Below are 24,944 nucleotides of genomic sequence, written 5' to 3'. Positions count from 1 at the left end.
TTCCGTACCGGTGGCGCGGCAGTGACCGGGCGGGCCGGGCTAGGTATTGGTGGTGCCCCAGTCGTCCTCGCCGTTGCGGCCGCGGTCGCGCAGCGAGCGCACCCGGTCGGCCACCGAGGCGGGCACCTTGTCGCCGACCTTGTCACTGACCGCGTGGTACGCCTTGCCTGCCAGATCGCGGCCGCTCTGCGCCGCGGACTCGGCGGTGTTGCGCACGGCAGGATTCTGGGCGAACTGACGTGCGGACTTCTTCATCTGCTCGTAGCGCTCGCGCCCGGCCCGCGTGCCGATCACGTATCCGAGGGCCAGTCCGGCGATGAACGTGAGCCGGTACCGCATGGCTGCCACCCTTCCTTGCTCAGTGCAACGCTCACTGCGACGTGTGCTGCCCGCCTACCCGCGGGCACCCGAGATCACCCCGGGCGATACCGATTGGCAAAGCACCCCCCTGCTTGCGCTAATGTATGTGTCGCAGCGAGCGCGCGCCGCCCGGCAGGAGCCAGGCAGGTAGGGTTCGGTGCAAACGCAGCAATCCCCTGTAGCTCAATTGGCAGAGCAGCCGGCTGTTAACCGGCAGGTTACTGGTTCGAGTCCAGTCGGGGGAGCGCGATCCCCTGTAGCTCAATTGGCAGAGCATTCGGCTGTTAACCGGAGGGTTACTGGTTCGAGTCCAGTCGGGGGAGCAGAACGGAAGAGGACCCTGCGGGGTCCTTTTTCGTGTGCCCGGCGCCGGCCCTCCGCCGTGGTGCGTGTGGGGTGCACGTGACTCTTTCGCGTCTACTTCGCTCCGTCCGGAACCGGGCAGGGGACAGCGCTGTCTTCATGGTCATGCGAAGCCGACCATCCGGAGCGAGAGATCGTATGACCGGCTATGCTGCGGCAGACGGCGCGCACACTTGTACGCGCCACGCCGAAAAGGGGCGGTAGCTCAGCCGGTTAGAGCAGCGGACTCATAATCCGTCGGCCGTGGGTTCGAGTCCCACCCGCCCCACCGAGTGTCCCCGGGCAGAATCGTTCTGACCTGGGGAAACGTGTTTTTCGGGGGCGTTTTGCGTGCAGCGGACGTGGCACGGAGGTGCAGCGCACGTGGCTCTCGGGGCAAGTGCGACGAGCCATGCGATGCTGTGGCCTGGCCTTTTCCAGTGCTGTGCTCGTGGAAGAGGTTATGAGTGCTCCCACGGCCCCTCGGCGCGGCGTGCCGCGAGCGAGGTAGGGGCTGCGGCCTCGGCGTCGACCGGGTCGGGTTTGCCCCTGCGGGCGGTGGTTCTTGCGGTCGGCCGGTCGGCGGTAGCCGAGTGGGAGGCTGGGAACCTCCTCTTCATCGATCACCGAACCGACGGCTTCGGGGCCATCGGGGAGATGTCATTCGGAGACCCCGACTACGCGAAACTGTGGCCCAGCCTGCCCGTCATGCTCCGTGACCTGTGCAGCGCGGTGGAAAACCCGACCCCGGTCAGCCTTGCGCGACGCTTTCCTTCTCTTCACGAGAACCGGATGGTCGAGTGGGTCACGGACTGAGGCGAAGGGCCCGTCCGGGGCGGTCCGTTCCGGGCCGGCCGGGGATCTTCCCGGTCCGGCGAGACCCCGTGTCGTAGGCTGCGCCGCGAGAGGCGCGACGAGGGAGTGGGGGCCGGTCATGGATGAGGCACAACGGGCGTGGCGGCGGCTGGCGGGCTGGCTGGAGGCGCATGCCCCCGTGACCGCGGCCTCGGTTCTGGGCCCTGCGGCTGCGGCTGCGGCGGACATCTCCGCGACGGAGGACCGGCTGGGTGTCGCGTTCCCGGCCGAACTGCGGGCCTGGCTGCTGGAGTCGGGGGCCGGAGAGGTCACCGAAGGGGTCGCGCCCGGGAACCGGGACTTTCTGGGGCTCGTGGCCATGGAGCGTACCTATGCGTTCAAGATGGAGATCGAGCGCGACGACCCGTCCGACGATCCGGAGTTCCCCTTCTGGCACGAGCAGTGGATTCCGGTCGTCTCGGACGAGGACTCCTGTTACGGAAAGTTCCTGGACGCGCGAAGCGGCCGGATCGGTTCATTCGGTGACGGGGACGCGCCCTCCTTCGAGGTCCATGCTTCGCTGGCCGGCCTGTTCGACGACACCGTCGCCCTCATGGAGCAGATCTCCGCCGGGGCGTCGCCTACGGCCGGACATGTGGAGGACGGCCGACTCGTCTGGGACTGACGCCCTCACCGCACGGGCAGGGCCCATGGCTCGGACGACGCCATGGGCCCTGCCGCTGTTTCCTCCCGGGTTAATGGGGCTCGCGAAGCGGCTGTGCGAGGTCTTGAATCTGAACCGGTCCAGCTACTGCAAGTGGCTTGCCGGCAGGGAAGCGAGGACGTCCCGGCACAGAGAGGACCGGCTCCTGGCCGAGCGGATCCGCGAGGTCCACCGCGACGAGCGAAGGGCCTGCGGGTCAACGAGAAGCGGGTCGCACGCGTCATGCGGACGTTCTTCATCACCGGGGCGCGGGAGTGCTCATGTCTGGTCCAGGAGCAGAGGCTCACCGGCACCGAGCTGCGCGAGGGTGACGAAGCTGCCCGGAGCGAGATCGCGCGCCGTAGCGATTGACAACGCCGGATGCCGTCGACGGGTGGCTCGCGCACGCGCTGGCCGCGCACCTCGGCCACTACGCCGCCCCGGCTCGATCTCGTCCGCGCGATCGGTCAGCTGCTTGAACCTGCGCTGCTCGGCTTCCCGGGTTTCGGCGGCAGCAACTTCGGCAGCACACTCGGCCTGGACTCAGCCCATTCTGAAACCATCAGTTATTGGGCCATTCAGTCATTTGAGGATTCTGTGGCGTTAGCAGGTGCCACTCGGCGAGATGTATGCGCGTGAGGGAACACTTTGTACCGCCTGTTCGGGCTGGACTCATGTGAGGAGCGTGGACAAGATGGCGACCTTCTCGACGTGCGGCGGGACGGGCATGGCAGTCCCGTGGCTCAAGAGCCACTGATCGCGGAGTTCTTCATGCGGTTGCGACACCTGCACCAGGGTCTCAAGCTCCGAGGAAGCACGGGGCGGCCTGGGAGTCACGAGCCGGCACGCGGCCGTTTCCCACGGCCTCGCGCCTGGCACATTCTTTTGGCCGTGGTCGCGCTGGTCCTCGCCGGAACGGCGTGGATCGCGGTCACCGGTCTGCTCGCCCGGTCCGAACTGCTGGCCGCTCAGCGGTCGCTGGAGACGCTGCGGCGCTCGGTCACGGGTACCGGGGGGAACGCGGAGCCGGCGGCTGCGACAAGGGACCCCGAGGCGGCGATGCGCTCTGCGAACGCGCATGCCGCCCGCGCCCACCGCCTCACCACCGGGCCCGCCTGGTATCTCTTCGCGCAGGCTCCATTCCTCGGCCGGCCCGCGGAGACCGTCCGGGGCGCCGCGAAGGCCGCCGACCGGTTGACTCACGACGTCCTTCCACCGGTCGTGCGCCTCGCTCCCGAGCTGGCCGGAGACTCCCGAAAGGGCGGGTTGGGAGCTCTCCTGTCCGCATTGGGCGGTAAGGCTCCGGAGCTCGAACGAGCGGCGCGGATCGCCGCCGGGACGCGCGCGGAGGTCGACGAACTGCCTCGCACCACCTGGCTGCCCGCAATCGATCGCGCGCGCGTTCGACTCGTTCGACTGCTCGACCGGACCGCCCCCGCCACAGCTGATGCCGCTCTGGCTGCCCGTGTACTGCCGCCGATGCTGGGCGAACAGAGTCCGCGGCGGTATTTTGTCGTCGTCCAGAACACCGCGGAAGCCCGAGGCACCGGCGGAATGCCAGGGGCCTTCGCCGTGCTCACCGCCGTCCGGGGAGAGCTGCGCTTCGAGACCTTCGGCAACGACGACACAGTGACGGGCGCCAACCCCACGGTCGACCTGGGGGCCGAATTCGCCGCCCGCTACAGCCAGGCCGAGCCCACCCGATACTGGGCCAACTCCAATCTCAGCCCGCACTTCCCCTACGCGGCCCGTATCTGGGCGGCAACCTGGCACCAACGCAGCGGTCAGCAAGTGGACGGTGTGGCCGCCTTGGATCCCATCACGCTGGGGCGATTGCTGCGGGCCACAGGCCCGGGACGGCTGCGCGACGGCACGGCGCTCACCGCCGACAACGTGCTGGATCTCACGGAGCGCACGGGCTACGCGCGCTACCCCGATGACGCGAAGCGCAAGGAGTTCCTGCTCGATGTGGCGCGCACGGCAGTCACCACTCTCGCGGACGCCCTCCGCGACCCGCGTCGCCTTCCCGGACTGGTCAAGGCGGCGTATGGCGACGTATCGGAGGGGCGGCTGAAGGTGTGGAGCGCCCGCGAAGACGAGCAACGTCTCCTGTCGACCCGGCCGTTGAGCGGTACGTTGCCCCAGCAGCCCGGCCCCTTCGCCGGACTCGTTGTCAACAACGCCGCGGGTGGCAAGCTCGACTACTACCTTGAGCGAGAACTGAGCTGGGTCCCGGGCCGCTGTACGCCGGACGGCCGCCTCGTTACTGCGCGGATCACTCTCGCAAACCGAGCTCCGGCGTCGGGGCTTCCCGCCTACGTCACCCAGCGGGGCGACAAGCCTGCTCACCGCCCTCGCCCGGGAGACAACCGGCTGCTGGTCTCCTACTACGCCAGCAGGGGTGCACAACTCACCGGTGCGGCCCTCGACGGCCGGTCCACCACGGTGGATATCGGAGAGGAACGCCATCACCCGGTCTACACACTGGACTTGGAGCTGCCGGCGCAGCGCAGCCGCACCCTGACGCTCCAGCTGCTGGAGCCGGTCAGCGACCGCGCCCCCGTGCTGTGGCACCAGCCGCTGGTCACACCCCTGCGAGCCCGGGCGGAGTCCTATCCGGCGTGTGGCGACTGACAGCGGCTGACAGAGCAGCGCGGACCGTGGACACGGGTGGAATCAGACGGCCTGCGTTTCTCCTGAGGCGGCTTCTTTTCGGATTTCCGGAGCTCCGTCCGCCAAGGTGGCGTACACGCTGTCGAACCATGCGGCGGTAGAGGCCATGTCCACCGTCGTGGTGTCGGCGAGCGCTCCGGCGGCGAGCACGGAACGAACTTCCGGACGCATGATGCGCAGGATGGCTTCGGCCAGCCGTTGTGGTGAACCGGGCTGGACCAGGATGCCGTTGTCACCGTCGCGGACCAGGTCGGGGATTCCTCCGACCATCGTGGCCACCACCGGTACACCGGACGCGAGGGCCTCCATGACCACCACGGGCAGCGCTTCGTAGTGGGAGGCCAGAACCAGGGCGTCGGCGGCCGCCACCAGTCGGCCGGCCTGCGGAACCCGCCCCAGGTATCGCATCCGGTCCTGCAGTCCGCGCCGGCGGATGTCCGTGAGCACCTGCTCACGGAGGGGACCGTCCCCCGCCAGGACGAACAATGCGTCAGGGCGCCGATCGAGCACCAGGGCGGCTGCTTCGACCAGCAGCGTGTGGTTCTTCACCGGACGGAAGTTGGCCACGAAGGCCAGTACGAAGGTGTCCGAGGGGATCCCGAACTCCTCCCGCAGCTGGTCCGCTCGCCGCGCCCAGCCACGCTGCGCGGCCACGTCCACCCCGTGGATCCGCGTACGGACCCGGCGAGCGCCCCGCACGGACCTGGAGGCGGCCACCTGCGGTGAGACCGCCACCGTCAGATCGTCCAGATGCCGGGTCGCCTGATTGAGCAGCCTGGTCAGCGGATGGCAACGGACATAGTGCACCGTCGAAACCAGTGCCGGTCGCAGGCGCATCAGACGCAGAGCGGGGCGCAGCACCGCAGCGGGCAGAGGGGAGTGAACATTTACCACATCGGGAGCCAGGCGCCGCACCGTACGGACCAATCCGAGGTAACGCAGCCGCCGCGGACAAGAGCGGAGATCGACGAGTGATACTCCGCAGTCCCGGAGCGCATCCACCAGTTCCTCCGTCGAGGCATCCAGGAAGACCACGGTGTAGTCACGGTCGGTCCGGGGAGACCGGCGCAGGCGTTCCACCAGAAGGACCTCGGCCCCGCCCACGTCGAGGGTCTTGATCACTTCGCAGATACGCGCCATGGTCATCGAGTCGCTTTCCGAAGCCTACGAGGCCCTGTGCCGTCGCGCGTCAGCACAATAGGTGCTGGGTGGCACCCGCAGACGAGGCCTTGGCCCGGTTCCGCGTGTCTCGAGGGGCCATCACCCGAATACCGGACGGCGGACACCGCGGGCACACCCTCTTTGAGGGCGTGCCCGGGGGTGCTGCCGGAGCGCTTTGTCCAGCAGCAGCGTTTCACGCTCGCAGGATGTGGGCCCAATTGTCGATCGCGGAACACCTGGTCCAGGGCATCACTGCGGTGCCGCCGGAGTGCCTGCCGTCCGGGACAGCGTGGCGGCCTTCCGGGCCTCACGTGAATGCGGCACGTCCACCGGCCGGACCGCTCTCGGGCGGCGCCCGGACCCACCGCTGCGTCTCAACTGGACGGCTGCACGGGCGAACCCCTCTGTCGGCCCCCCGGCCGGGACCGCGACGCGCGGCGAAGCGGTCGTGGCAGAGGGGATCCTGAGCAGCAGCCGTACCGCCCCGACGCCCACTGCGGAGGCGGCAAGGAGCGCGATGCCAGGAGCGAGCAACCCGTAGGTCACCAGCGTTGCGGACAGGCAGCCGGCTACCGCGAGGACGCTGAGAAATCGGACGACCTGCTGCACCGTCATCCCCAGGCGCCGCAACCGGTGGGCGATATGGTCCGTGCCGCCCTGCAGCAGGGGCCTTGACTCCCGATAGCGGGACACCATCACCAGCGTGGTGTCCAACGTGGGCACCAGGGTGGCGAGTAGCAGGCTGACGGGTCCGGAAAGGCCGGTGGTGTCACTGTGGAGCACCATCATCGCGGAGGCCAGTGTGAAGCCGAGGAAGAGCGATCCCGCGTCGCCGAGGAAGATCCGTGCCGGATGCCTGTTGTGGAAGAGGAAGCCGACGCAGGCCCCGGTCAGGGCCGCCATCACCACACCCAGGCCATCCGGGCCGTCTGCCGGGACGGTCAGGCAGATGAATCCGCCGATGACGCCACACAGCGATGCTGCCGCGCCGTCCATGTTGTCCAACAGGTTGAACGCATTCGTCACGAAGACGATCCACACGACGGCGAGCACGGCGTCGAAGGCGCCGCCGAAGACCGTCGGATGCCCCCCTGCCAGTACCACCATCGCGGCCATGGACGTCTCGACGCACAGCCGGATCCCCGGCCCGAGCTGGCGCAGATCGTCGATGAGTCCGAGGACGCACACGATCGCCGCGCCGCCGAGCAGCACTGCGAGAACCGGGTCGAAGTCCGCTCGGGCGCGCGCGATGGCGGCACCCGCGACGAGCGTGGCGATCGCGACGGCGACACCGCCGAGGTAGGGCGTCGGCCGGGTGTGCGCCTTACGGGCGTTGGGACGGTCGGTGATCCCATGGCGCAAAGCAAGGCGTCTCAGCGGCTCCGTCAGCAGCAGTCCGAGCAGCAGGGCCGCGGCGCCTGCTGCTGTCGTGACCGCTGTGTTCACGCCGGTCACCTTCGCGCCAGAGCGGTTTCGGCAACGGGCCCGCTGGTGACGGGGGGACGTTGCTCCGGGGTGCCCGGGCCATGTGCCGGCAGGTCGGTGCGCCATTCGGCACGGGCGTCCGCGATCGCGTCCGCTAGTACATCGGTGAGGCTGTGCCGGGGCCGCCAGCCCGTCAGGGTGCGGAGCTTCGTGGTGTCGGGGACTCTTCGTTCCATGTCCTCGAAGCCCGGTCCGTATGCCTCGGCGTAGGACAGATGCTCAACGTGTGAGACGCTTCCGGTCTGAGCGATGATCCGGTCGGCGAGCTCGCGGATGCTGATCTCGTTGTCCGCGCCGATGTTGAAGGTCTCGCCTTCCGTCCCCGGATGATCCAGCAGGAGCAACAGCGCGGCGACGGCGTCGGCGACATGCAGGAAGCAGCGCCTCTGGCGGCCGTCCGCATGGATCGTGAGGGGCTCCCCGCGCACCGCCTGCTGGGCGAATCGCGGGATGACCATTCCGTACGCCGGGCTCTGGCGGGGGCCCACGGTGTTGAAGAACCGGACCACGGTCGATCTCAGCCCTCGCTCCCGGTGGTAGAGGCAAGCCATGATCTCGTCAACTGCCTTGGCTGTGCTGTACGACCACCGGGCCACTGAAGGGCTGCCCAGGATACGGTCGGAGGTCTCGCTCAGCGGTCCGGAGGAATTCTTTCCATAGATCTCCGAAGTGCTGGCGATCAGAACCCTGCGATCGTGACGCAGCGCGGACTGGATGACCGTCTCGGTGCCCTTCGTGTTCGTGATGAACGAACTCAACGGTTGCTCGACGATGAGTTTGACCCCGACGGCGGCAGCCAAATGGATGACGCTATCGCATTCCTGAACCAACTCGTCCACGAGCGGCGCATCCAGCACGGAGCCGTGAATGAATCGGAAACACGGGTTCGCTTCTGCCTGGGCGAGGTTCTCCTGCCTGCCGGTGGTGAGGTTGTCGAGGACAACCACGCTGTGTCCGGCGGCCAGCAATGTGTCCACGAGGTGGGAGCCAATGAAGCCGGCTCCGCCGGTGACCAGGTACTTCGAACAACGATCCATGCGCGGCGTCTCCGGTTCGGGTGGTGGGGTTCTCGGTTCCGCAGAGCTCGTTCACATTGCCGAGCCAACGATGACCTATGCGATGAATAGCGGAAATTGAAACCCCGTCATCTGATGGTGGCCCGCTTCGGCGCGTCTGTCCGTTACGGAATCAGGGTGATGCCGGTCGGACACAGTCCACAGGTTCTGATCGGAGCGGCTTCGCGTGCGTAAATGGGCTCGGCATATGCCGACTTCCCCGCGATTACGGAGTGATGAGCTTGCGTCAGAACAGTGACGCGGACGGTCGAAGGCTGATCGTCGTGGGTCTGGGATACGTGGGCCTTCCCATGGCCGTGCGGGCGGTGGAAGCGGGGTATTCGGTCGTCGGCGTGGACACCGACGAATTGCGCGTCAAGCGCCTGAGCGCCTGCGACTCCTACATCGAAGGCGTCGACGACGCGCGCCTCATGGCCGCCGTGGACAGCGGACGCTTCCGCGGCACCACCGATTACGACGTGATCGACGGATTCGACGTATGCGTCATCACTGTGCCGACCCCGCTGCGTGAGGCCGTACCCGACCTGAGTTTCGTGGAGTGCGCCGGCCGGAGTATCGCCCCGCGCATCACACCCGGCGCCACCGTGGTCCTGGAATCCACCACGTATCCCGGGACGACCGAGAGCCTGCTGCGCCCGCTGTTGGAGTCGGGCAGCGGGTTGAAGGCAGGCGCGGACTTCCACCTCGGCTACAGCCCCGAGCGTATCGACCCCGGGAACCCCGACTGGCACCTGGAGAACACACCCAAGGTGATCTCCGGCATCGACGAAGCGTCGCTGCGCAGTATCGAGCGTTTCTACGGCGACATCGTGGAGCGCACAGTGCCCGTGAACTCCTGCCGGACCGCCGAGTTGACCAAGCTGCTCGAGAACACCTACCGACACGTCAACATCGCGATGGTCAATGAATTGGCCATGGTTGCACGGCAGTTGGGGGCTGACATCTGGGAGGCCGTCGAAGCCGCCAGTACCAAGCCGTTCGGGTTCATGCCGTTCAGACCTGGTCCGGGAGTAGGCGGACACTGTCTGCCGGTCGACCCCTCGTATCTCTCGTGGCAGGTCAAGAGGTTGCTGAGACAGGACCTGCGATTCATCACCCTGGCCAATGAGATCAACGATCACATGCCCGCCCATGTGCTCGGGCGGATCACCCGCGGCCTGAACGAACGCGGCAAGTCGGTCAAGGGCTCGCGCGTACTGCAACTCGGCTTGGCCTACAAGAAGAACACCGGCGACATCCGCGAGTCGCCGGCCCTCGTCCTCGCCCGGTCGCTGCTCGGCCTCGGCGCCCGGCTCGTCGTGGCGGAGCCCCATACCGACTCGTATCTCGTTCCCCCGGAGATCACGCGGGTGGAACTCACCGAGGCGGAGATCCGGGCGGCCGACGTGGTCGTGGTGGCGACCGACCACGATGCCTTCGATTACGCGCTCGTCGAAGAGGCTGGGGCCTACGTTCTGGACACTCGCAATCGCTGCCGGGGGGAGCGGGTGGAGGTGCTCTGACCGCGTCCGCGCCCTGCCCAAGTGACAAGGAGGTGCAGCGCCAGGTGAGCGGTACATCGTCAACGGGGGTCCTGCCGGATGGCACGGGCGCCGAGACCGACGGCACGTCGCCGGCGAAGCGCTGGGGGCACCGGCGCTGGCAGGGGCATCTGAGCACCTTCTGCTCGCTCACCGTCGCCGGCCAGGTCGAGGCGGCGCTGTCGCTCGCCACCACCGCTACGCTGGTCCGGCTCGTCGGCAGTACCGAGGCGGGCGAGGTGCTGTTGACCCAGTCCATGGCATCGGTCTGGTTTCTGCTGTGGGATCCCCGGTTCGAAGACGCGCAGCAGCGGTTCGTCCCCATGGAACAACGTCGTGGCACCGGCCACGGAACCCGGCTGTACCGCCGACTTCTCCAACTGGACATGGCAGCCGGGCTGCTGGCCACGGTCGTGGGTGTGTTTGTCGCGCTGGCGGCTGCGGCCATGGGATGGATTTCCGCCGAACGGCTTTCACTGCTGGTGCCGGCCGTGCTGGCGGCGGGAGCGGCCACGCCTTCGGGCAGCGCCTCGGCCGGTTTCGCGATTGCCGACCAACTCTCGCGGATCGGAGTGATCCGCTTGAAGCTGGCCGTGTTCGGGTGCCTTGTGACGCTGACAGCACTGCTGACCGCCGGCACCGTTGGCTACCTGGTGGCAACCGTGATCACCGGCCTGGTGTCCACGGTGGCGCTCACGGTGGTCGCCTGTCGAGAGGTGTACCGGGCGTGTGGTCCAGCCACCGACGGCCCCGTTTCCATGCCCCGGGGGCTGGTGCCCTTCCTGGTGAAGAGTTCGGCGACCACGTCCGTCTCCCTGGCCTCGGACAGCGGCGTCTCCCTTGTTGCCGGACTGCTCGGCGGCCCAGCCCTTGTGACCTACCTGAAAGTCGCCGCGGCCGCGGGCCGAGTCTTCTCGAGCTTCATCAACCCCGTGGCATCACAGCTCTACCCGCGCCTGGCACGGTCCGGAGCCCATGGGCGACGTGAGGCGGTGATGCGCGACGTCCTCCGCTGCAGCGCTCTGACCGGAGGGATCGGACTGGTCGCGGTGGCGGTCGGGGCTTGTCTCCTCAGCCTTCTCGTTCGCCTGGTGTACGGCCCCGAGTACACCATCGTGTCCACGGCGGCAGTGGTGATGCTGGCGGGTGCCGCGTTGCGCGGCACGGTGATCTGGTCCAAGGTTCTGCCCTCGGCTCTGGGGTTCCCGGGTGTCAGGTTGGTCTTTCTCACCGCAGAGGCTGTCTGTCAGCTCGGGATGCTGGTCGCCGTCATTCAGATCTGCGCCGGTGCGTCGTGCAGGACGCTGGCCTGGGCATGGGGGTTGCTCGGTCTCCTGTCACTCAGCACGGCCGCTTGGTTCGTCGTGCTGTGGTACCTCACCCGGTCGATGTCCGATCCGAATGCCCCAACCGAGCCGGGCCGGTGGGCAAGTGGCCCCCCGTCCAGGTGGCAGAAAGCCCACGGCAGAGACCACGGTGGTCGTCCGCCCGCCCAGCGGCAAGGGCGATGACGCCGTGACGTAGCGGCATCATCGCCCGTTCGCAGGATCGTCGTCGCTGCCGGTGGGTTTCGGTCCGGGACGCCTCCGCCGGCATCCCGCCCGCGGTGCCGCATGCCGATCTGCTACGCGTACGCCGGCAGGGAACGGAACCACTGGACCGTCTCGGCCAGTCCCGTCTCCAGCGGAACCGCCGTGAGATTCGTGAAGAGGCTGCGCAGCACCCCGTCGTCGGCTTGGGAGTCCCGCACATCGCCGCGGCGGGGCTCCACGTGGCGGATCTCGACCGCCAACTCCAGTGATTTGGCGAGGTGATGGGCGAGCTCCAGGACGCTGACCCGGCTACCGAAGGCCAGGTTGACCGGGCTCGCGCACGTCACCTTCTGCAGGACGGCGTCGGCGAGCACCCGGGCGACCGTTCCGACGTAGGTGAAGTCGCGGGTCTGGTGGCCGTCGCCGAAGACCGTCAACGGCTCTCCGCGCAGCGCCGCATCGATGAAGGACGGAACGACCGCGGCATAGGCGTGTCCGGCAGGCTGCAGCGGGCCGTAGACGTTGAAGAAGCGGAAGGCAAGGGCCGGGAGGCCGAAAGCCGGTCCGTAGGCGAGCACGTAGGACTCGGCCGCAAGCTTGCTGGCGGCGTACGGGCTGAGCGGGCGGGTCGGCAGACCCTCGTGTTTGGGCAGGTCGGTGACCGAGCCGTACACCGACGACGAGGACGCGGCGACCAGGTGGGTGTTCCTGCGGCGGCATGCTTCCAGAACGCACATGGTTCCGGTGGCGTTAACTTCGTGGCTCGCGAACGGATCTGCCAGGGAACGCGGCACGGACGGCCGCGCGGCCAGATGGACCACTGCGTCCGCCCCGGCCAGCACATCCTCGAGCAGGTCGCGGTCGAGGATGCTGCCCTCGACCAGTTCCACGTCCGTGCCGGCGATATTGGCCGCCGTACCGGTACTCAGGTCGTCCAGGGCGATGACCTTGCCGACGGAAGGGCGGGAGGCCAGTTCACGGCACAGGTTCGCCCCGATGAATCCGGCGCCTCCGGTCACTACGACGTTCAACGGTTCGCACCTTTCGGTAGGGCTGCCGGCCACCAGCCGCGTGCGACGGCGATGGAGGTATAAAGGTCGTGGGTGTCCTGCACGAGGCGCTCAGCCCCGAACTGCTGTGATGTCCAGGCGCGGGCCTGCTCTCCCATCCGGCGGCGGAGCCGGCCGTCGCGGAGAATCCTGACGGTGTGGCGGGTGAGCGCACCGGCGTCGGGCCGGGCCAGTAGCCCGGTCTGCCCGTCCCGGACCACCTCCGCCACGCTGCCCACGTTTGTGGCCACGGCCGGCACCCCGGCCATTCCCGCTTCGATGAGGCTGACCGGCATGCCCTCGTTGTCCGAGGTGAGCAGCACCAGGTCCGCGGCGGCGTAGACGGTCTCCACATCGGCGCGCCAGCCCAGCAGGTGGAGCGAGTCGCGCGCATCGGCCGCTGCTTCCAGATCGCCGCACAGGTCTCCGTCCCCGCACACCAGGAATTGAGCGGTCGGAACGGCGCGACGTACCTCCCGGACCACCGACAGGAACCGATCGGGCCGCTTGATCCTGGTCACTCGCCCCACATAGGCAACGACGAGGCTGTCCTCGGGGATGCCGAGTTGCTTGCGCGCCTCCGAGCGGCCCGGCGATGCGGCCGGCCTGGTGCCGGGCGGCACTACGGCGTATTGGTCGGGCCGGCCGATGCCGGCGGCCAGGAGGTCGTCGCGGACGCTGCGTCCTACCGCCACCAGGCGGTCGGTGAAAGAGGCCAGGCTGCGCTCGGCCTGCACCACCAGCCGGGTCTTCGCCGGTGAGAAGTAGCCCTGCAGGAGGTGGCCGTGGAACGTGTGCACGCGTACCGGTACCCGCGCGAGCACGGCCGCCGTACGTCCGAGTGCTCCCGCCTTGGCGGTGTGCGTGTGCACGATGTGCGGACGGAAGCGGCGCATGGCGGCGGTCAGTTCTGACAGGGCGCGCAGGTCGTCGGTGGGCCGCACGGCCCGGCCCAGGGCGGGAACCCGGCAGACCTGAACATCCGGAGCCCGCTGATCCACGTAGTCGGCCTCGTCCGGGCCCACGAACCCCGCGTACAGCCGGTGATCGAACAGTGCGCTGTCGAGCCCGCGCATCAGCGTGGAGACCTGCAGGGCCGGACCGCCCACGTTCATACGGGCGATGACCCTCATCACTCGGATGCGGGAAGGTGCGGCATCGGTGGCTCGATCTCGGGGAATCACCATTCAGCCTCACCGCGTTACTGGCCAACCGCTGGGGCGGGCACTGACACAAAACTCAGGATGTGACCCATACTTACCTGTTTGGCCGACGTGACGCTGACGACGTGCCATCTGCCGCGAGAGGGGCACACCTACGGCGTACACCGCATGACGTCGGCCTTCGCGCGGTGCTCTCTCGGCCTGATGTTCCTGAGCTCGGTCACCGGTTCGAGTTGCTTCGGGTCCGCATCTTGGCGCTCTCCCCATGCCGGGCCGAGCCCCATGCCCGCGTAGACGAAGAAAAGCAGCGTCTGCATCGACCCCGCGTACAGGGTCATCTCCGTCAAGGACATGGAGAGCATGGCGACGGTGAACAGCAAAGGCGCCCCCCGTCGGCATGCCAGACGCCGGAGCAGCTCTCCCAGGAACAACACGAGCGCCAGCAGCGCGGGCAGACCTACCGAGGCAAAAACATAGACGAACAGGTTGTACGGCATGACCTGCCGGATTGCGTTCCAGCCCTGAAAATGGACCATTGACGACACGTGGCCCCATCCGCTCCCGAAGGCGGGATTCTTCAGGCCGGAGCTGATTCCGTTGATGACGCTCTGCCTACGGAGAACCGCGCTGAAGGTGTTGAGGTCCAACCACTGTGTGACCAGGTCGACCATCTGCAGCCCTGCCAGCCCGAGGCCTGCGAGAATAGTGACGATCCTGGCCGCTGAAAGCTTCTTTTGCGCCCAGACGACAAGCACGACGACGGTGGCGAACCACACGCTGCGTGTCTGCGTCAGGAAGATCCCGCAAAGGAGTACCGCGCCGACGAACCGCCCTCCCCTGAACCGCAGTTCGGAGGTGAGTAGCGGACACAGCGCGGCCAGCAGAAGCGCGCCGGTCTGAAATGGGTCGCCGATGTCCATCCCGACGAGCCGCGGCTGCCCTTCCAGCACCCCGCCGACAAGGTTGGTGAGGGCGTAGCACAGTACGCCGAGGTAGACGAGCCTCCGATCCGTCCCCCGGCGTGACAGGAGAAGAAACACCGCACAGTAGACGGCGATCCGGAGCAACGGTGTGACGGTCATGCCTGCGAAAAGCGTGGCCAGGAAGGACCAGGCCAGGAACAGTGCGAGCCACAGGCTGACCCATCCGCTGCGTACCGCTGTTGTACGTCGCTGTGCGACAACACGCAGCAGGTGGATGAGCAACAGCACGTCGCTGATGAGCAGCGGACCCGCGAGCGGGGCTTGCAGAGCGGCGATTCCGAGCCCATGGCTCAACACGATGGCGCCGGTCAGTAGAAGTGCGGGCGGCAGGACCATCCCGAGCGTGGTCAGGGTCACCAACGTCGCCGCCACCGGCCATGCCGAGCCCATGACGTTCGCCAGCGAAGCCCCGTCGGGGACGGCCGTTGGTGCACCGGGGCCCCGGTACGTGTGCGTGCTCTGAAGCGCGCTGGTCACCGGCACGGAAATTGCGGCGCCGACCATGAGCAGCACGGTTCGCCAGGACAGGGTCCGCGGCTCCTGCTCTCTTTCCTGTCGGAAGGGCAGCTTCGGGTGCGTCCTCGGCAATGTCACCGGGCCGAGTGTGGCGGCGCGGCGCGGAACTGTGTATACGGCACGCGGGAGCCCGCGTCCCCAGTACGCCGTCGGAGTGTACTGATGTGCCCGGATCGGCCCGCCGACGCCTCCTCCTGCCTCCACCCTGCGACGCTCGTGCCAAAGCGGCGACCTCGGGGGCCTTGGATGCACAGCATGACGAGGACGGCTGCCATCCGGCAGTCCGTCCATGAGCTGCATCGCCTCGGCGATGTCGCGGATGAACTGCTGGGCGCGCTCGTCGAGTTGGAGCAGCGCGTGCACCGGGCAAGCAGCCACTACGACACCGGTCCGTGGCGAGTCGAGAATTTCGCCCGAGACCTACCCGGAAAGCGGGAGCTGAGTCTCGTTGCGATGGCATCGGGGAAACCGATCGGATTCCTGATTGCCTCCCGATGTCCCGACGGCGCGCACATTCACCGCGTGGCCACCGACCCTCGCCACCAGGGCCTCGGCATCGCCTCTCGGCTGCTGGCGCTCCTTCTGGCGCGGGCGTCCGGCGTCGTCACCCTCATCTGCGACCCCCACAACCAGTCGGCGCTTGCTGTCTACGCACGTGCGGGCTTTCGCGTCACCGGCACCACGCCGGAGGGCAAGTTGTCCCTGGCGACTGGCACACCATTCCATCGGTGACCACTTCCCGAGAGGAAGACGTAATGTTCTGCAGCAACCCGATGTTCGAGCGCAGTCTGTTCGTGGGGGCTCATCTCGACGACATCGAGCTGGCGGCCGGAGGGACCGCCGCCCGCCTCGTCGAGGCGGGAGCACAGGTGCGCTTTCTGGTGATGAGCCCATCGGACTACACCAGCTACGACGGGAGCCACTTCCGCGATGCCGGCGTGGCGGTGGCGGAGGGCCGGGAAGCCGCCGCGACGCTCGGCGTCAAGGAGATCGACGTTCTGTCGTTCCCAGCCAAGGACGTGGAAAACCACTCGACCGTCGTGGAGTCGATCAACAAGGTCGTCGATGAGTTCCGTCCGACGATGATCTTCACGCACTGGCCGTTCGATACCCATCGGTCTCATGCCAACACAGCACTCGCGACCATCGCGGCAGGCCGGTACTACAACTCCGTCGTCATGTACGAGCCCATCACCCCGTCGGGCCGCAGCTATGTCGGCTTCCGCCCGCAGCTCTACATGAACATTGACGAAACCATCGAGAAGAAGCTGCAGGCCCTGCGGCAACACCGGTCGGAGTACGCCAAGTACGGCGAGCAGTGGATCGAAGGCGTCGAGGCCCGCTCCCGGTACCGCGGTTACGAGATGCGAGCCCGGTACGGCGAGGCGTTCGAGGTGTCCCGGCTGGAGGGCGTGCTGGTATGAGGGTCACCGTCCACCAGCCCGAACACCTGCCGTGGCTCGGCCTCCTGAGCAAGGTCGCCGCGTCGGACCTGTGGATCGTTCTCGACTCGGTGCCGTACCGGAAGAACTACTTCCAAAACCGCAACCGGGTCCTGCTGGACGGCCGGCCCACCTGGCTGACCGTTCCGGTGACTGCCCCGTTCGGCACGCGGATCTGTGATGTGCGGATCTGCGAGTTGCCCTCCTGGCGGCGGCGCTACCGCGGACGCCTGATCCAGGCGGCGTCCGGGACCCCGGGCACGGACCGTATCGGAGACCTGCTGTCCGTGATCGATTCGGCAGCGCCCGGCGGCTTGCTGGCCGACCTCAATCTCGACGTTGCAGATTGGCTGCTGGCGCAGTTCGACGTCAAGGTGCCGACGGTCCGTTCCTCCGAACTCGGCGCCACCGGAACCAAGTCCGAGCTGATCGTCAACCTGTGCCGGGCGGTAGGCGCCGACGAGTACCTCGCGGGGCCCTCAGGGCGCGACTACCTGGACCTTGACGCCTTCGCCGAGCACGGGATCACGGTACGGTTCTTCAACTTCGACCATCCGACGTACGCTCAGGGCTGCGATCCCTTCGTACCGTGTCTGTCGGCCGTCGATGCCTGGTCGCGGCTCGCCCCCGCCGAGCTGTCGCCGCTGCTGTCCGGCTACCACCTCAGTGCCTCATGACCGCCACGCATGCCCGTCGCCACGGACCTGACGCGGCCCGGGCTCACCGCTGTGACGATCCCGGGGTGCCGCCGGGCGAACGTCGACAACTTTGCGGACGTCCACAGCTGGAACGCGCTGGACGACCGCCGGGCCGCGTCCGGTGCATCTGGGCGGGCCCGCCTTCGACCTGTCGACGACGGCCGATGAACGTGCTCCGACGGCCGCGCCGCACCGCTCTGCTCGGGGCCACTACAGGGCTGCCGAGCTCGCCGGGCCAGAGGGCCACGCGTGGGCACGGCCGGCACCGGAGGACCTTTTGCCCCTGCCGACCCGCTACCGGATCCAGGAGGTGTGATGACCACCCACTCCGCCGTCCCCATGGAACGACAGCGCATCACCGTCGTGACCATCTCGGGCCACCGGCAGCCCGACCTTGAGGACTCCGCCGACTTCCGATCGTGGAACGCGCTGGCCGACCGGCTCGGTCACGCCTGGTGCATCTGGGCGGGCCCGCACCTGGGGTGTGACCGCGGTTCGATGCACGTGGTACGGCACCCGCGCCGCCCGGGGCTGCAGTCCCTGCTCTGGGTGGCCCGATCGGTGCGTCTCGGGGTGCGCCTCGCGCGGGCGGCCGCCCGCAGGGGCGAGACCGTCGTCCTCAACGGGGCAGAGCCCTGGGGCTGGCTGGCGGCATGGGTCGTGTCACTGGTCGTCAGGCGCCCCTGGCTGATGGACGTCCACGGCGACTACCTCGGCCTGCCGGTCGCCTCCCTCGGCCGCTGGCGGAGGGCCGTCCTCGCGCGGGCCGTCCTTACGTTCGCCCGCCGAGCCACTGAGCGCAGAGTGGTGGCCCAGTCGATGGTCGACGCGTTGTCGCGGCGCGGCATCCCCTCCGCTCTTGTGCCGCCGCGCCTCCAGCCGGTCTGGGAGAACCCGCCGGTCCGTACCGGCCCGCCGCTGGCCGGACCCGGTCTTTCCCTCCTCGCGGTCGGGCGGCTCGTGCCGTCCAAGGGATACGACATCCTCCTTACGGCGCTGGCCACGCTTGTCGAGACGGTTCCGACGGCACGGCTGCGCATCGTCGGCGACGGTCCTGAGAAGGCGAGGCTCGTGGCCCTTGCCGAACGACTCGGTCTCGCGGGCAGGGTCACGTTCCTTGGGGCTTGTGGTGTCGACGACGTGCGGAAGGAGTACGCGCGCGCCGACCTCTTCGTCATCTCGTCGAGGGACGAAGGGCTGCCGAGAACCCTGTTGGAGGCGGCGTCTGTGGCCGTTCCCGTCGTGGCGACCCGTGTCGGGGGTATTCCGGCTGCCGTGTCCGGCTGGCCCGGCATCGCGCTGGTCCGCCCTGACGCCGGGTCACTCGCCGAGGGCCTGCGCCGGGTGGCGGCGTCCCCGCCCCGGCCCGAGGACCTGGCCGCCGTACGCCGTGAAGTCCTCGCGGTCCACGCCTTCGCCGCCAACCTCGAGGAACTCGCCGGCCTCTACCGCCGTGTCACGGCCCGGGCTACGGAGTAGCGACCGCCGTGCGCTGTGACGCGCCGCGGCGGCGCAGCACGCGCGCGGGGTTGCCGGCCACGATTGCGTGCTCGGGGACGTCGCGCGTGACGACCGACCCCGCTCCGATCACGCTGCCCGACCCGATGGTCACCCCGTCCAGCAGGATCGAGCGAGCCCCGATCCAGACTTCGTCCTCGACGAGGACGCCTCGGGCTGTGATCGACTGGTGGCGGATGGGGAGGGCGAGGTCGTCGTGTCCGTGGTTGAAGGCGACGATGACGACACCGGTCGCGATGCGGCACCCGTCCCCTACGGTGATCCCGCCGGCGCCGTAGAGGACGACGTGGTTGTTCAGTGAGCAATCGTTGCCGATTGTGATGGAACCGCCCTGTGGGACCAGCTCCACGAGGCGGCCGACGAGAGTCCGCTTACCGATGGCGATGCGGGCATGCTCCTGGAGCACTGCCCGCGGCGAGACGTACGACCCGGTTCCGATGCGTGTACCGCGCAACCGAGGGGGGATGTTGGCACACGCCCGTAGCCACCTCATGGCACCAGCCCCTTGTCGAACGCCACGGCCCGCTGCTTCCTCTCAGATGGTGTCAGTCGCTGCCTTGACATGCTGACCGCGCTTTCCAGGCTGCCGGCATGTCGTGATCCTGCCGAAAAGCCAGAAAGCTGATCGCGTCCAGCAGGTGCGGCGGCCAGGTGGAATTTCCGTCCATGACTTTTCTGAAGTGACTGTGGATTCGAGATTCACGGGAGTCGAACGGAATCGCGGAATCGGTGGAGAGAAAGTCACGGCATGAACTATATGGCACCGACGCCTTGGTGGACCGAGTCGACGCAGGAGCACGACCCGGATCAGATTGGCAAGGAGCTCCGCCGACCCGATCCGCGCGTATCGGCGTTTCGGTGAAGTTCACCCATGCAGGGCCTCATCAATGTGATTTGCGACCTGTTGAATCGGTCGGATGCGACAGGGCCCTAACGGGCTTCCCGAATGTGGCGCACGATATGTCCTAATGTGGAGCGGTACATCTGAGGCGACGTCAATAGGCAGACAGATCGAGGAGGCATCAATGAGCCGAGTGTCGAAGGTTCGTCGTTGGGCCAGGCACTCCGGGGTGGGGCCTGTGATGTCGGTTTTGGGTGGATACGCTGCCATGCGTGCCCTGGGAACCGGCATCCGGAGGTACACCGAGCCGAGCGTCATGGACTTCACCCGCTCCGGTGGGCAGCTGACCACGTCCGCAGCGGATTTTCTCGGGGAGCTCGGCTGGGAAGCGACCGACGTTGAGCGCGTGCTGGACGAGTATCAGGAGGTCACCGAGGAACTGGCTGCTCGCTACGCCGCCACGGAGCTCATCTACCCCCGCACTCACGGCGTGGAGGAGGAGACCAGTGCGGTGCTGTACGGACTCAGCCGACTGCTCAAGCCTCAGTCGGTGGTGGAGACCGGCGTGGCCGACGGCCGATCCTCATGGCTGATCCTCGCCGCACTGGAGCGCAACGGCTCAGGACTGCTGCACAGCTTCGACATCAACCACACCGCCGGCCGGTTGGTCGGCGAACATCCGCAGTGGCGGCTGGAGATCCTCGACCGTGAGGAGCCCGAGTCGTCCTTCCTCGGAGCTCTGGAGCGCGTCGGACGGATCGATCTGTTCTTCCACGACAGCGACCATCTGTATCTTCCGCAACTGTTCGAGTACGGGCAGGCCTGGCCCAGAATGACCGAGGGCGGTGTCTTCGCCAGCGACGACGTCAACTGCAGCAGAGCGTTCCTGGACTTCTGCGGGAGTCGCCGTCAAAGCCCGGTCTTCCTGTTCGACTCCAGGAAGATCACCGGTGCGGTGCGGCTGCCGAGCGTTCCACAGCGGCGCGCTGAACAACTCCAGCAGGTGGGCTAGATGGTCGATGTGATGCGCGGCAGGACACACAGAGACACGGACTCCGCCGAGCCCGGTTCACGTCCGCGGCTCGTCTATGTCGTGCCCCATCTGTCCGAGGACGAGTCCGAACACTTCGCCCACATTCCGGCGTTACTGGCAGCCCTTGGCAAGCGCGTCGACGTCGCGGCCGCTGTGGAACGCGGCAACCCGCCGGCACGACTTGCCGGGGTCCGCCTCCTGATGCGCGTGCCCGGCCGGAGCCGGATCGGCCGGATGCTGGGTACCGCGCTCACGGTCCATCGCCTGTCCCGCGCCGGCTACCGGACCTACTTCCTGCGGTACTCCACCCTCTTCGTGATCGTGCTGATCCTGACCTACCCGCTGTACCGCCACCGCATCCTGCTCTGGCGCAGTGGCCTGCCCGACGTGCGGGGGCCGGAACAGCCCAGGACCTTGCGGCTCAGGGCCCGCGAGTTCCTCAACATGATCACGGCGCGGCTCGTGCACTGCCTGGTGACCGGCCCGGAGACCATGGTGCCGCTGATGGCCGGGCTGTGGGGCGTGCCGAGGCACAGGATGCGGCTGCTCTACAACGACGTCGACGCCGGGCGCTTCGCCCCCCTGGACGGGGAGGCACTCGACGCGGCACGGACACAGCTCGGCTGGGGCGACGACGAGTTCGTCGTGCTCTTCGTGCACCGGCTGTCGTATCGCAAGGGAGTCACCCTCCTCGCACCCCTGTTGGACGCGGTCGCTTCTGCCCCGCAGGTCCGCGACTCCGGCCTCCGGGTCCGGCTTGTGGTCGCCGGGGGCGGCCCGGAGCGACCCCGCCTGGAACGCGAGGCGGCCAACCCGGCGAGGCGCGGACGCATGCAGCTGCTGGGCCCCGTTCCCAATCACGATCTGCCCCGGCTGTACGCGGCGGCGGACGCCGTTGTCATGCCGAGCTACGAGGAGGGCTTCCCGCGGGTGCTGCTCGAGGCGATGGCCTCCGGCACACCGGTGGTGACGACCGATGCAGGCGGTTCGGTGGACGTTGTGGGTACCGACTACCCCTATGTGGCGCCGGTCGGTGACCTCGACGCGCTGGCGGGGCACCTTCGGTCTCTGGTGGCCGCTCCGCGTGCGGACCGGTGCGAGCTGGGGCGGGGGCTGCGGCACCGGGCGCAGAGTGAATTTTCCCCCCAGCGTGTGGCCGAGATGCTCCACGCGCTGCTGTGAGGGTGCGCCGCCGGCCGGATGGGCGGCGGCGCACCCGGCCGGATCAGCCGCGGTCGGCCCCGGCCTGTTGCCGGGCGTGCGCGCCGAAGCGGCGCGCTGCGAGCGCGTAGACGGGGCGCGGCAGCGCGGCCCGCGCGGCGTGAGTGGCCCAGATGTAGGGCGGGCGGTGGAGTCCGAGACGGTAGCGCACCGTGCCTGCAGTGGAGGGCGACTGCGGGCTCACCAGGTTCAGCCACTCCCGCACCGCGCCGTGGCCCCCGTGACTCGTCAGGGAATCGGGGGTGACGAAGCTCTGGCGGTGGTGCCGCAGTCTGTCCTCCACGATCGCGTGCCGATGGGCCTGGCTGGGGATCTTGCGGACGTCGAAGTCGACGTAGATGCTCTGCAGCCGGTTGATCACGCCGCTGTCCAGGAGATCCTCGAGTACATCGCACTCACTGCCTTCGCAGTTGAGTTTGAGGTAGATCTCGTCGTCGGCTGACGTGTTCGTCAGCAGCCAGTCCGTGGCACGTACCAGGGCGATGGTCTCCGCCCGGACGTGCCCGTCGCCCAGCTCGCGCTTGTCTGCATACACACTCGCTCCGAGCAGACCCGTCCCGAACAGGGTCGCCTGCCCTGTGCTGTTGGACAGCCCGGCCGACACGATGTGTGCCCGGGAGTCGCGGAATCCCCGGAGAATGCGTCGGCAGGACTGTGCCGGCTCGAATGAGTAGATCTTCTCGAAGCCCCAGCGGGGGTCGAGGGCGACGTCCAGGGTCTCGCCGTAGTGCCCGCCGACATCGAGGAAGACGCGCATGCTGTCCACCCTCTCCGTGTCACGCCGTGACGGCAGTCGAGCCGTGCAGACGGTCGTGGGAACGCGCGGACAGCCACTTCCACTGGCGCTCGATCCCCTCGTTGAGCGTGACCGAGGCCTCGTAGCCAAGCAGCGCACGTGCCTTCGCAAGATCCGCTTCTGTCACCTGCACGTCGCCCGGCTGGTGCGTGTCATCGTGCACCGGAACCTCGGCCCCGGTGATGTCGGCGATCCGGTTCAGCACGTCGAGCACCGAAACGCTGTCCCCACCGCCCACGTTGACCGCCTCCGCGGTCGCCTCCGCGGTCGCCGCGGCGATGGTGGCTGCGACGGCGTCCGTGACGAAGGTGAAGTCCCGGCGCTGGCGGCCGTCCCCGTACAGCCGCAGCGGTTGTCCCGTGAGGATCCCGCGCAGCATCCGGCCGATGGCCATGTCCGGCCGCTGCCGGGGGCCGTACACGGTGAAGTAACGCAGCGCGATCACACTGGTGGGGCTTGCCGGGGCGAGCGCGTAGGCAAGAGCGAGGCGTTCGGCCGCGAGCTTGGTCACGCCGTACGGTGACAGAGGAGCGCTGACGCACTCCTCGTGCAGGGGCCCTCGGCCGACGGCATCCCCGTACACACTCGAGGAGGAGGCGAGGACAAGACGGGATACGCCCGAGGACACGCATGCATCCAGCAACCGCTGCGTCGCCAGTACGTTGCACGCGAGGTACTCGCCGAAGCCGTCCCCCCACGACGGCCGGACGCCCGGCACGGCGGCAAGATGGAACACGGTGTCCGCGCCGTCGACCCAGGGCTTGATCTCGTCCGTGACGAGGTCGCCTTTGATCAGGCGGAAACCAGGTTGTCCCATCACCCCCTCGAGGTTCTCTGCAGCCATGGCATTGTCGCGGGGCGAGCGCCGGTCGACGCCGAGAACGGTGGTCCCGCGTTGCAGCAGGGTCTCTACGAGGTGTGAGCCGATGAAGCCCGCCGCCCCGGTGACGACAGCGCGTTCGATGCAATGTGCCGTATTCATCACGGATTCCTTCCGTCGGCACGGCACGCACTGCATCGGGCAGTCGCGGGCCGTCACCAGTGAATTGAACACCCCATTTTTACCGATTTGGGGGAATTTTCGGCTTAGACATTCTGGAGAATTCCGGCCATGTGCCCGGGGCTGGAGCGAGGCAGTCAATCCTGGATTTGGATTGCCCTCTCTTCCGTCTCAGACCGCTTCGGCGAGACGTGCTTCCACATCGCGCCGCCGACGGCGGCACACGGCCAGGACATCGGGCCCCGCGGAGAGCGGATCCGGTGCTGGGACAAGCCGGTTGTGGTCCGGGTCGTAGAGCACCACGTCGTAACCGTGGTCATCGAGCCACCAGCGGACCTCACGAACGGTGGAGCCGAAGTGGTGAAGGAACTTGTCGACGAGTTCGAGCATCCACACCGCCGGTTCGCCGTGGGCGACGAGCCGGTCGGCACCACGGAGAGCCAGGTGTTCCGTGCCCTCGACATCGAGCTTGCCCATCGCGAAGGGGCGCTCGGGCAGGGTGTCGTCAAGTCGGCCGAGCCTCACCTGCACGGAGCTGCCGCTGTCGGCCTCGGTCCGGATACGTGAACCCGATCCCCTGACAACGAACGGCACCGTACCCGGTTCCGCTCCGATTGCCATTTCATGGACCGTCACGCATCGCAGGGAATTCGCACGGACGTTTTCCCGCAGCCGTTTCGCAAACGCGGGCACAGCCTCGAAGGCGTGCACGGCTCCGCTCGACCCCACGAGCTTGGCGGCGAGCAGGGTGAACATTCCTTCGTTGGCGCCGCCGTCGATGAAACCGTCTCCTGGACGGAGATACCGTTTCATGAAAGTCATCTCTTCGTAGTCCGGGAGCCCGCCGAAATAGACGAAGCGACCCGGCTGCGTGCTGTCAGGATAGGCGCGGAACGACATGCCGTCGTATACGGACAGGTCCATCGGCCGCCCGACCATCCTCTTCCAGGCCTGCCATCCAGCCATGGCGGCGAAAGCCTGTGCCCTGCGCCCGCGGTTGGCGGGGTGGTCCCAGATCATTCTGGACATGCCGTGAA

At 67.8% G+C, this 24,944-nt stretch carries 23 protein-coding genes and 3 tRNA genes; 15 read left to right on the top strand and 11 right to left on the bottom strand.

Translation table 11 applies throughout. The annotated features are described in order from the left end of the window. Positions 1-39 precede the first annotated feature (39 nt). Positions 40-339: a YtxH domain-containing protein gene (locus tag OG507_RS12735; protein WP_327371951.1), complete on the bottom strand. Its 300-nt coding sequence runs from the start codon at positions 337-339 to the stop codon at positions 40-42. A gap of 193 nt (positions 340-532) precedes the next feature. Here OG507_RS12735 and OG507_RS12730 point away from each other — a divergent pair. The 7 genes from OG507_RS12730 (at position 533) to OG507_RS12700 (ending at position 4,834) form a co-directional block, all read left to right on the top strand. Next, a tRNA-Asn gene (locus OG507_RS12730) sits at positions 533-605 on the top strand. A 5-nt stretch (positions 606-610) separates the two neighbouring features. Next, positions 611-683 (top strand) — tRNA-Asn (locus OG507_RS12725). 234 nt (positions 684-917) lie between these two features. Further along, positions 918-991: transfer RNA gene (locus OG507_RS12720), tRNA-Ile, on the top strand. A gap of 269 nt (positions 992-1,260) precedes the next feature. Next, positions 1,261-1,518, top strand: a complete 258-nt coding sequence (locus OG507_RS12715; protein ID WP_327367306.1) for a hypothetical protein — start codon at positions 1,261-1,263, stop codon at positions 1,516-1,518. A gap of 118 nt (positions 1,519-1,636) precedes the next feature. After that, entirely contained in the window at positions 1,637-2,182 is a 546-nt protein-coding gene (locus OG507_RS12710) for an SMI1/KNR4 family protein (RefSeq protein WP_327367305.1), read from the top strand. A gap of 261 nt (positions 2,183-2,443) precedes the next feature. Then, entirely contained in the window at positions 2,444-2,572 is a 129-nt protein-coding gene (locus OG507_RS12705) for a hypothetical protein (protein ID WP_327367304.1), read from the top strand. A gap of 519 nt (positions 2,573-3,091) precedes the next feature. Further along, positions 3,092-4,834: a DUF4012 domain-containing protein gene (locus OG507_RS12700; protein ID WP_327367303.1), complete on the top strand. Its 1,743-nt coding sequence runs from the start codon at positions 3,092-3,094 to the stop codon at positions 4,832-4,834. 42 nt (positions 4,835-4,876) lie between these two features. Here OG507_RS12700 and OG507_RS12695 read toward each other — a convergent pair whose 3' ends face one another. From OG507_RS12695 to OG507_RS12685, 3 genes are all read right to left on the bottom strand, one after another. Next, complete coding sequence (locus tag OG507_RS12695; RefSeq protein ID WP_327367302.1) at positions 4,877-6,019, bottom strand: glycosyltransferase; 1,143 nt, start codon at positions 6,017-6,019, stop codon at positions 4,877-4,879. Between the two features lie 264 nt (positions 6,020-6,283). Next, positions 6,284-7,480 (bottom strand): MraY family glycosyltransferase, encoded by a 1,197-nt coding sequence (locus OG507_RS12690; RefSeq protein WP_327367301.1) that lies wholly within the window; start codon positions 7,478-7,480, stop codon positions 6,284-6,286. Between the two features lie 5 nt (positions 7,481-7,485). Then, complete coding sequence (locus OG507_RS12685; RefSeq protein WP_327367300.1) at positions 7,486-8,556, bottom strand: NAD-dependent epimerase/dehydratase family protein; 1,071 nt, start codon at positions 8,554-8,556, stop codon at positions 7,486-7,488. Positions 8,557-8,810: 254 nt separating this feature from the next. Between OG507_RS12685 and OG507_RS12680 the strand changes: the two genes are divergently transcribed. Together OG507_RS12680 and OG507_RS12675 are read left to right on the top strand one after the other, a co-directional pair. Continuing rightward, positions 8,811-10,097: a nucleotide sugar dehydrogenase gene (locus OG507_RS12680; RefSeq protein WP_442810972.1), complete on the top strand. Its 1,287-nt coding sequence runs from the start codon at positions 8,811-8,813 to the stop codon at positions 10,095-10,097. A gap of 44 nt (positions 10,098-10,141) precedes the next feature. Then, positions 10,142-11,626: a lipopolysaccharide biosynthesis protein gene (locus OG507_RS12675; RefSeq protein WP_327367298.1), complete on the top strand. Its 1,485-nt coding sequence runs from the start codon at positions 10,142-10,144 to the stop codon at positions 11,624-11,626. A gap of 113 nt (positions 11,627-11,739) precedes the next feature. Here OG507_RS12675 and OG507_RS12670 read toward each other — a convergent pair whose 3' ends face one another. The 3 genes from OG507_RS12670 to OG507_RS12660 all read right to left on the bottom strand — a co-directional run bounded on the left by OG507_RS12670 (position 11,740) and on the right by OG507_RS12660 (position 15,346). Further along, a complete protein-coding gene (locus tag OG507_RS12670) occupies positions 11,740-12,678 on the bottom strand; it encodes an NAD-dependent epimerase/dehydratase family protein (protein ID WP_327367297.1) in 939 nt (312 codons plus the stop codon). After that, a complete protein-coding gene (locus OG507_RS12665) occupies positions 12,675-13,829 on the bottom strand; it encodes a glycosyltransferase (protein ID WP_327367296.1) in 1,155 nt (384 codons plus the stop codon). Before OG507_RS12665 ends, OG507_RS12670 begins: the two co-directional genes overlap by 4 nt. Before the next feature lie 182 nt (positions 13,830-14,011). Then, positions 14,012-15,346, bottom strand: a complete 1,335-nt coding sequence (locus OG507_RS12660) for an O-antigen ligase family protein (RefSeq protein WP_327367295.1) — start codon at positions 15,344-15,346, stop codon at positions 14,012-14,014. Between the two features lie 258 nt (positions 15,347-15,604). On the opposite strand from OG507_RS12660, the gene OG507_RS12655 reads away from it, so the two are divergent. The 4 genes from OG507_RS12655 to OG507_RS12640 all read left to right on the top strand — a co-directional run bounded on the left by OG507_RS12655 (position 15,605) and on the right by OG507_RS12640 (position 18,977). Further along, positions 15,605-16,090 carry a GNAT family N-acetyltransferase gene (locus OG507_RS12655; RefSeq protein WP_327367294.1) on the top strand — a complete coding sequence of 162 codons (486 nt, stop codon included), beginning with the start codon at positions 15,605-15,607 and terminating at the stop codon, positions 16,088-16,090. Then, entirely contained in the window at positions 16,087-16,782 is a 696-nt protein-coding gene (locus tag OG507_RS12650) for a PIG-L deacetylase family protein (RefSeq protein ID WP_327367293.1), read from the top strand. The genes OG507_RS12655 and OG507_RS12650 overlap by 4 nt, the downstream gene beginning before the upstream one ends. Next, positions 16,779-17,477, top strand: a complete 699-nt coding sequence (locus OG507_RS12645; RefSeq protein ID WP_327367292.1) for a WbqC family protein — start codon at positions 16,779-16,781, stop codon at positions 17,475-17,477. Before OG507_RS12650 ends, OG507_RS12645 begins: the two co-directional genes overlap by 4 nt. Positions 17,478-17,813: 336 nt before the next feature. Next, a complete protein-coding gene (locus tag OG507_RS12640; protein ID WP_327367291.1) occupies positions 17,814-18,977 on the top strand; it encodes a glycosyltransferase in 1,164 nt (387 codons plus the stop codon). On the opposite strand, the gene OG507_RS12635 is transcribed toward OG507_RS12640, so the two are convergent. Beyond that, the gene (locus OG507_RS12635) at positions 18,967-19,470 is read right to left on the bottom strand and encodes an acyltransferase (protein WP_327367290.1); all 504 of its coding nucleotides are present in this window, start codon (positions 19,468-19,470) and stop codon (positions 18,967-18,969) included. The two genes, OG507_RS12640 and OG507_RS12635, sit on opposite strands and share 11 nt — an antisense overlap. 655 nt (positions 19,471-20,125) lie before the next feature. Between OG507_RS12635 and OG507_RS12630 the strand changes: the two genes are divergently transcribed. Both OG507_RS12630 and OG507_RS12625 read left to right on the top strand, forming a co-directional pair. Further along, positions 20,126-20,869: a class I SAM-dependent methyltransferase gene (locus tag OG507_RS12630; protein ID WP_327367289.1), complete on the top strand. Its 744-nt coding sequence runs from the start codon at positions 20,126-20,128 to the stop codon at positions 20,867-20,869. Continuing rightward, positions 20,870-22,072 carry a glycosyltransferase family 4 protein gene (locus OG507_RS12625; protein WP_327367288.1) on the top strand — a complete coding sequence of 401 codons (1,203 nt, stop codon included), beginning with the start codon at positions 20,870-20,872 and terminating at the stop codon, positions 22,070-22,072. It begins immediately after the preceding gene. Between the two features lie 43 nt (positions 22,073-22,115). Here OG507_RS12625 and OG507_RS12620 read toward each other — a convergent pair whose 3' ends face one another. The 3 genes from OG507_RS12620 to OG507_RS12610 are packed head-to-tail and all read right to left on the bottom strand — an operon-like array spanning position 22,116 to position 24,936. After that, positions 22,116-22,868, bottom strand: a complete 753-nt coding sequence (locus tag OG507_RS12620) for an FkbM family methyltransferase (protein WP_327371950.1) — start codon at positions 22,866-22,868, stop codon at positions 22,116-22,118. 19 nt (positions 22,869-22,887) lie between these two features. Further along, positions 22,888-24,048, bottom strand: coding sequence for an NAD-dependent epimerase/dehydratase family protein (locus OG507_RS12615; protein ID WP_327367287.1), 1,161 nt, complete (start codon positions 24,046-24,048; stop codon positions 22,888-22,890). Between the two features lie 30 nt (positions 24,049-24,078). Beyond that, positions 24,079-24,936, bottom strand: coding sequence for an FkbM family methyltransferase (locus OG507_RS12610; RefSeq protein ID WP_327367286.1), 858 nt, complete (start codon positions 24,934-24,936; stop codon positions 24,079-24,081). Between the last annotated feature and the right edge of the window lie 8 nt (positions 24,937-24,944).

Source organism: Streptomyces sp. NBC_01217, assembly GCF_035994185.1.
Taxonomy (GTDB): domain Bacteria; phylum Actinomycetota; class Actinomycetes; order Streptomycetales; family Streptomycetaceae; genus Streptomyces.
The sequence above is the reverse complement of the archived record's forward strand: the minus strand, read 5'-3'. Positions and strand labels throughout refer to the sequence as shown.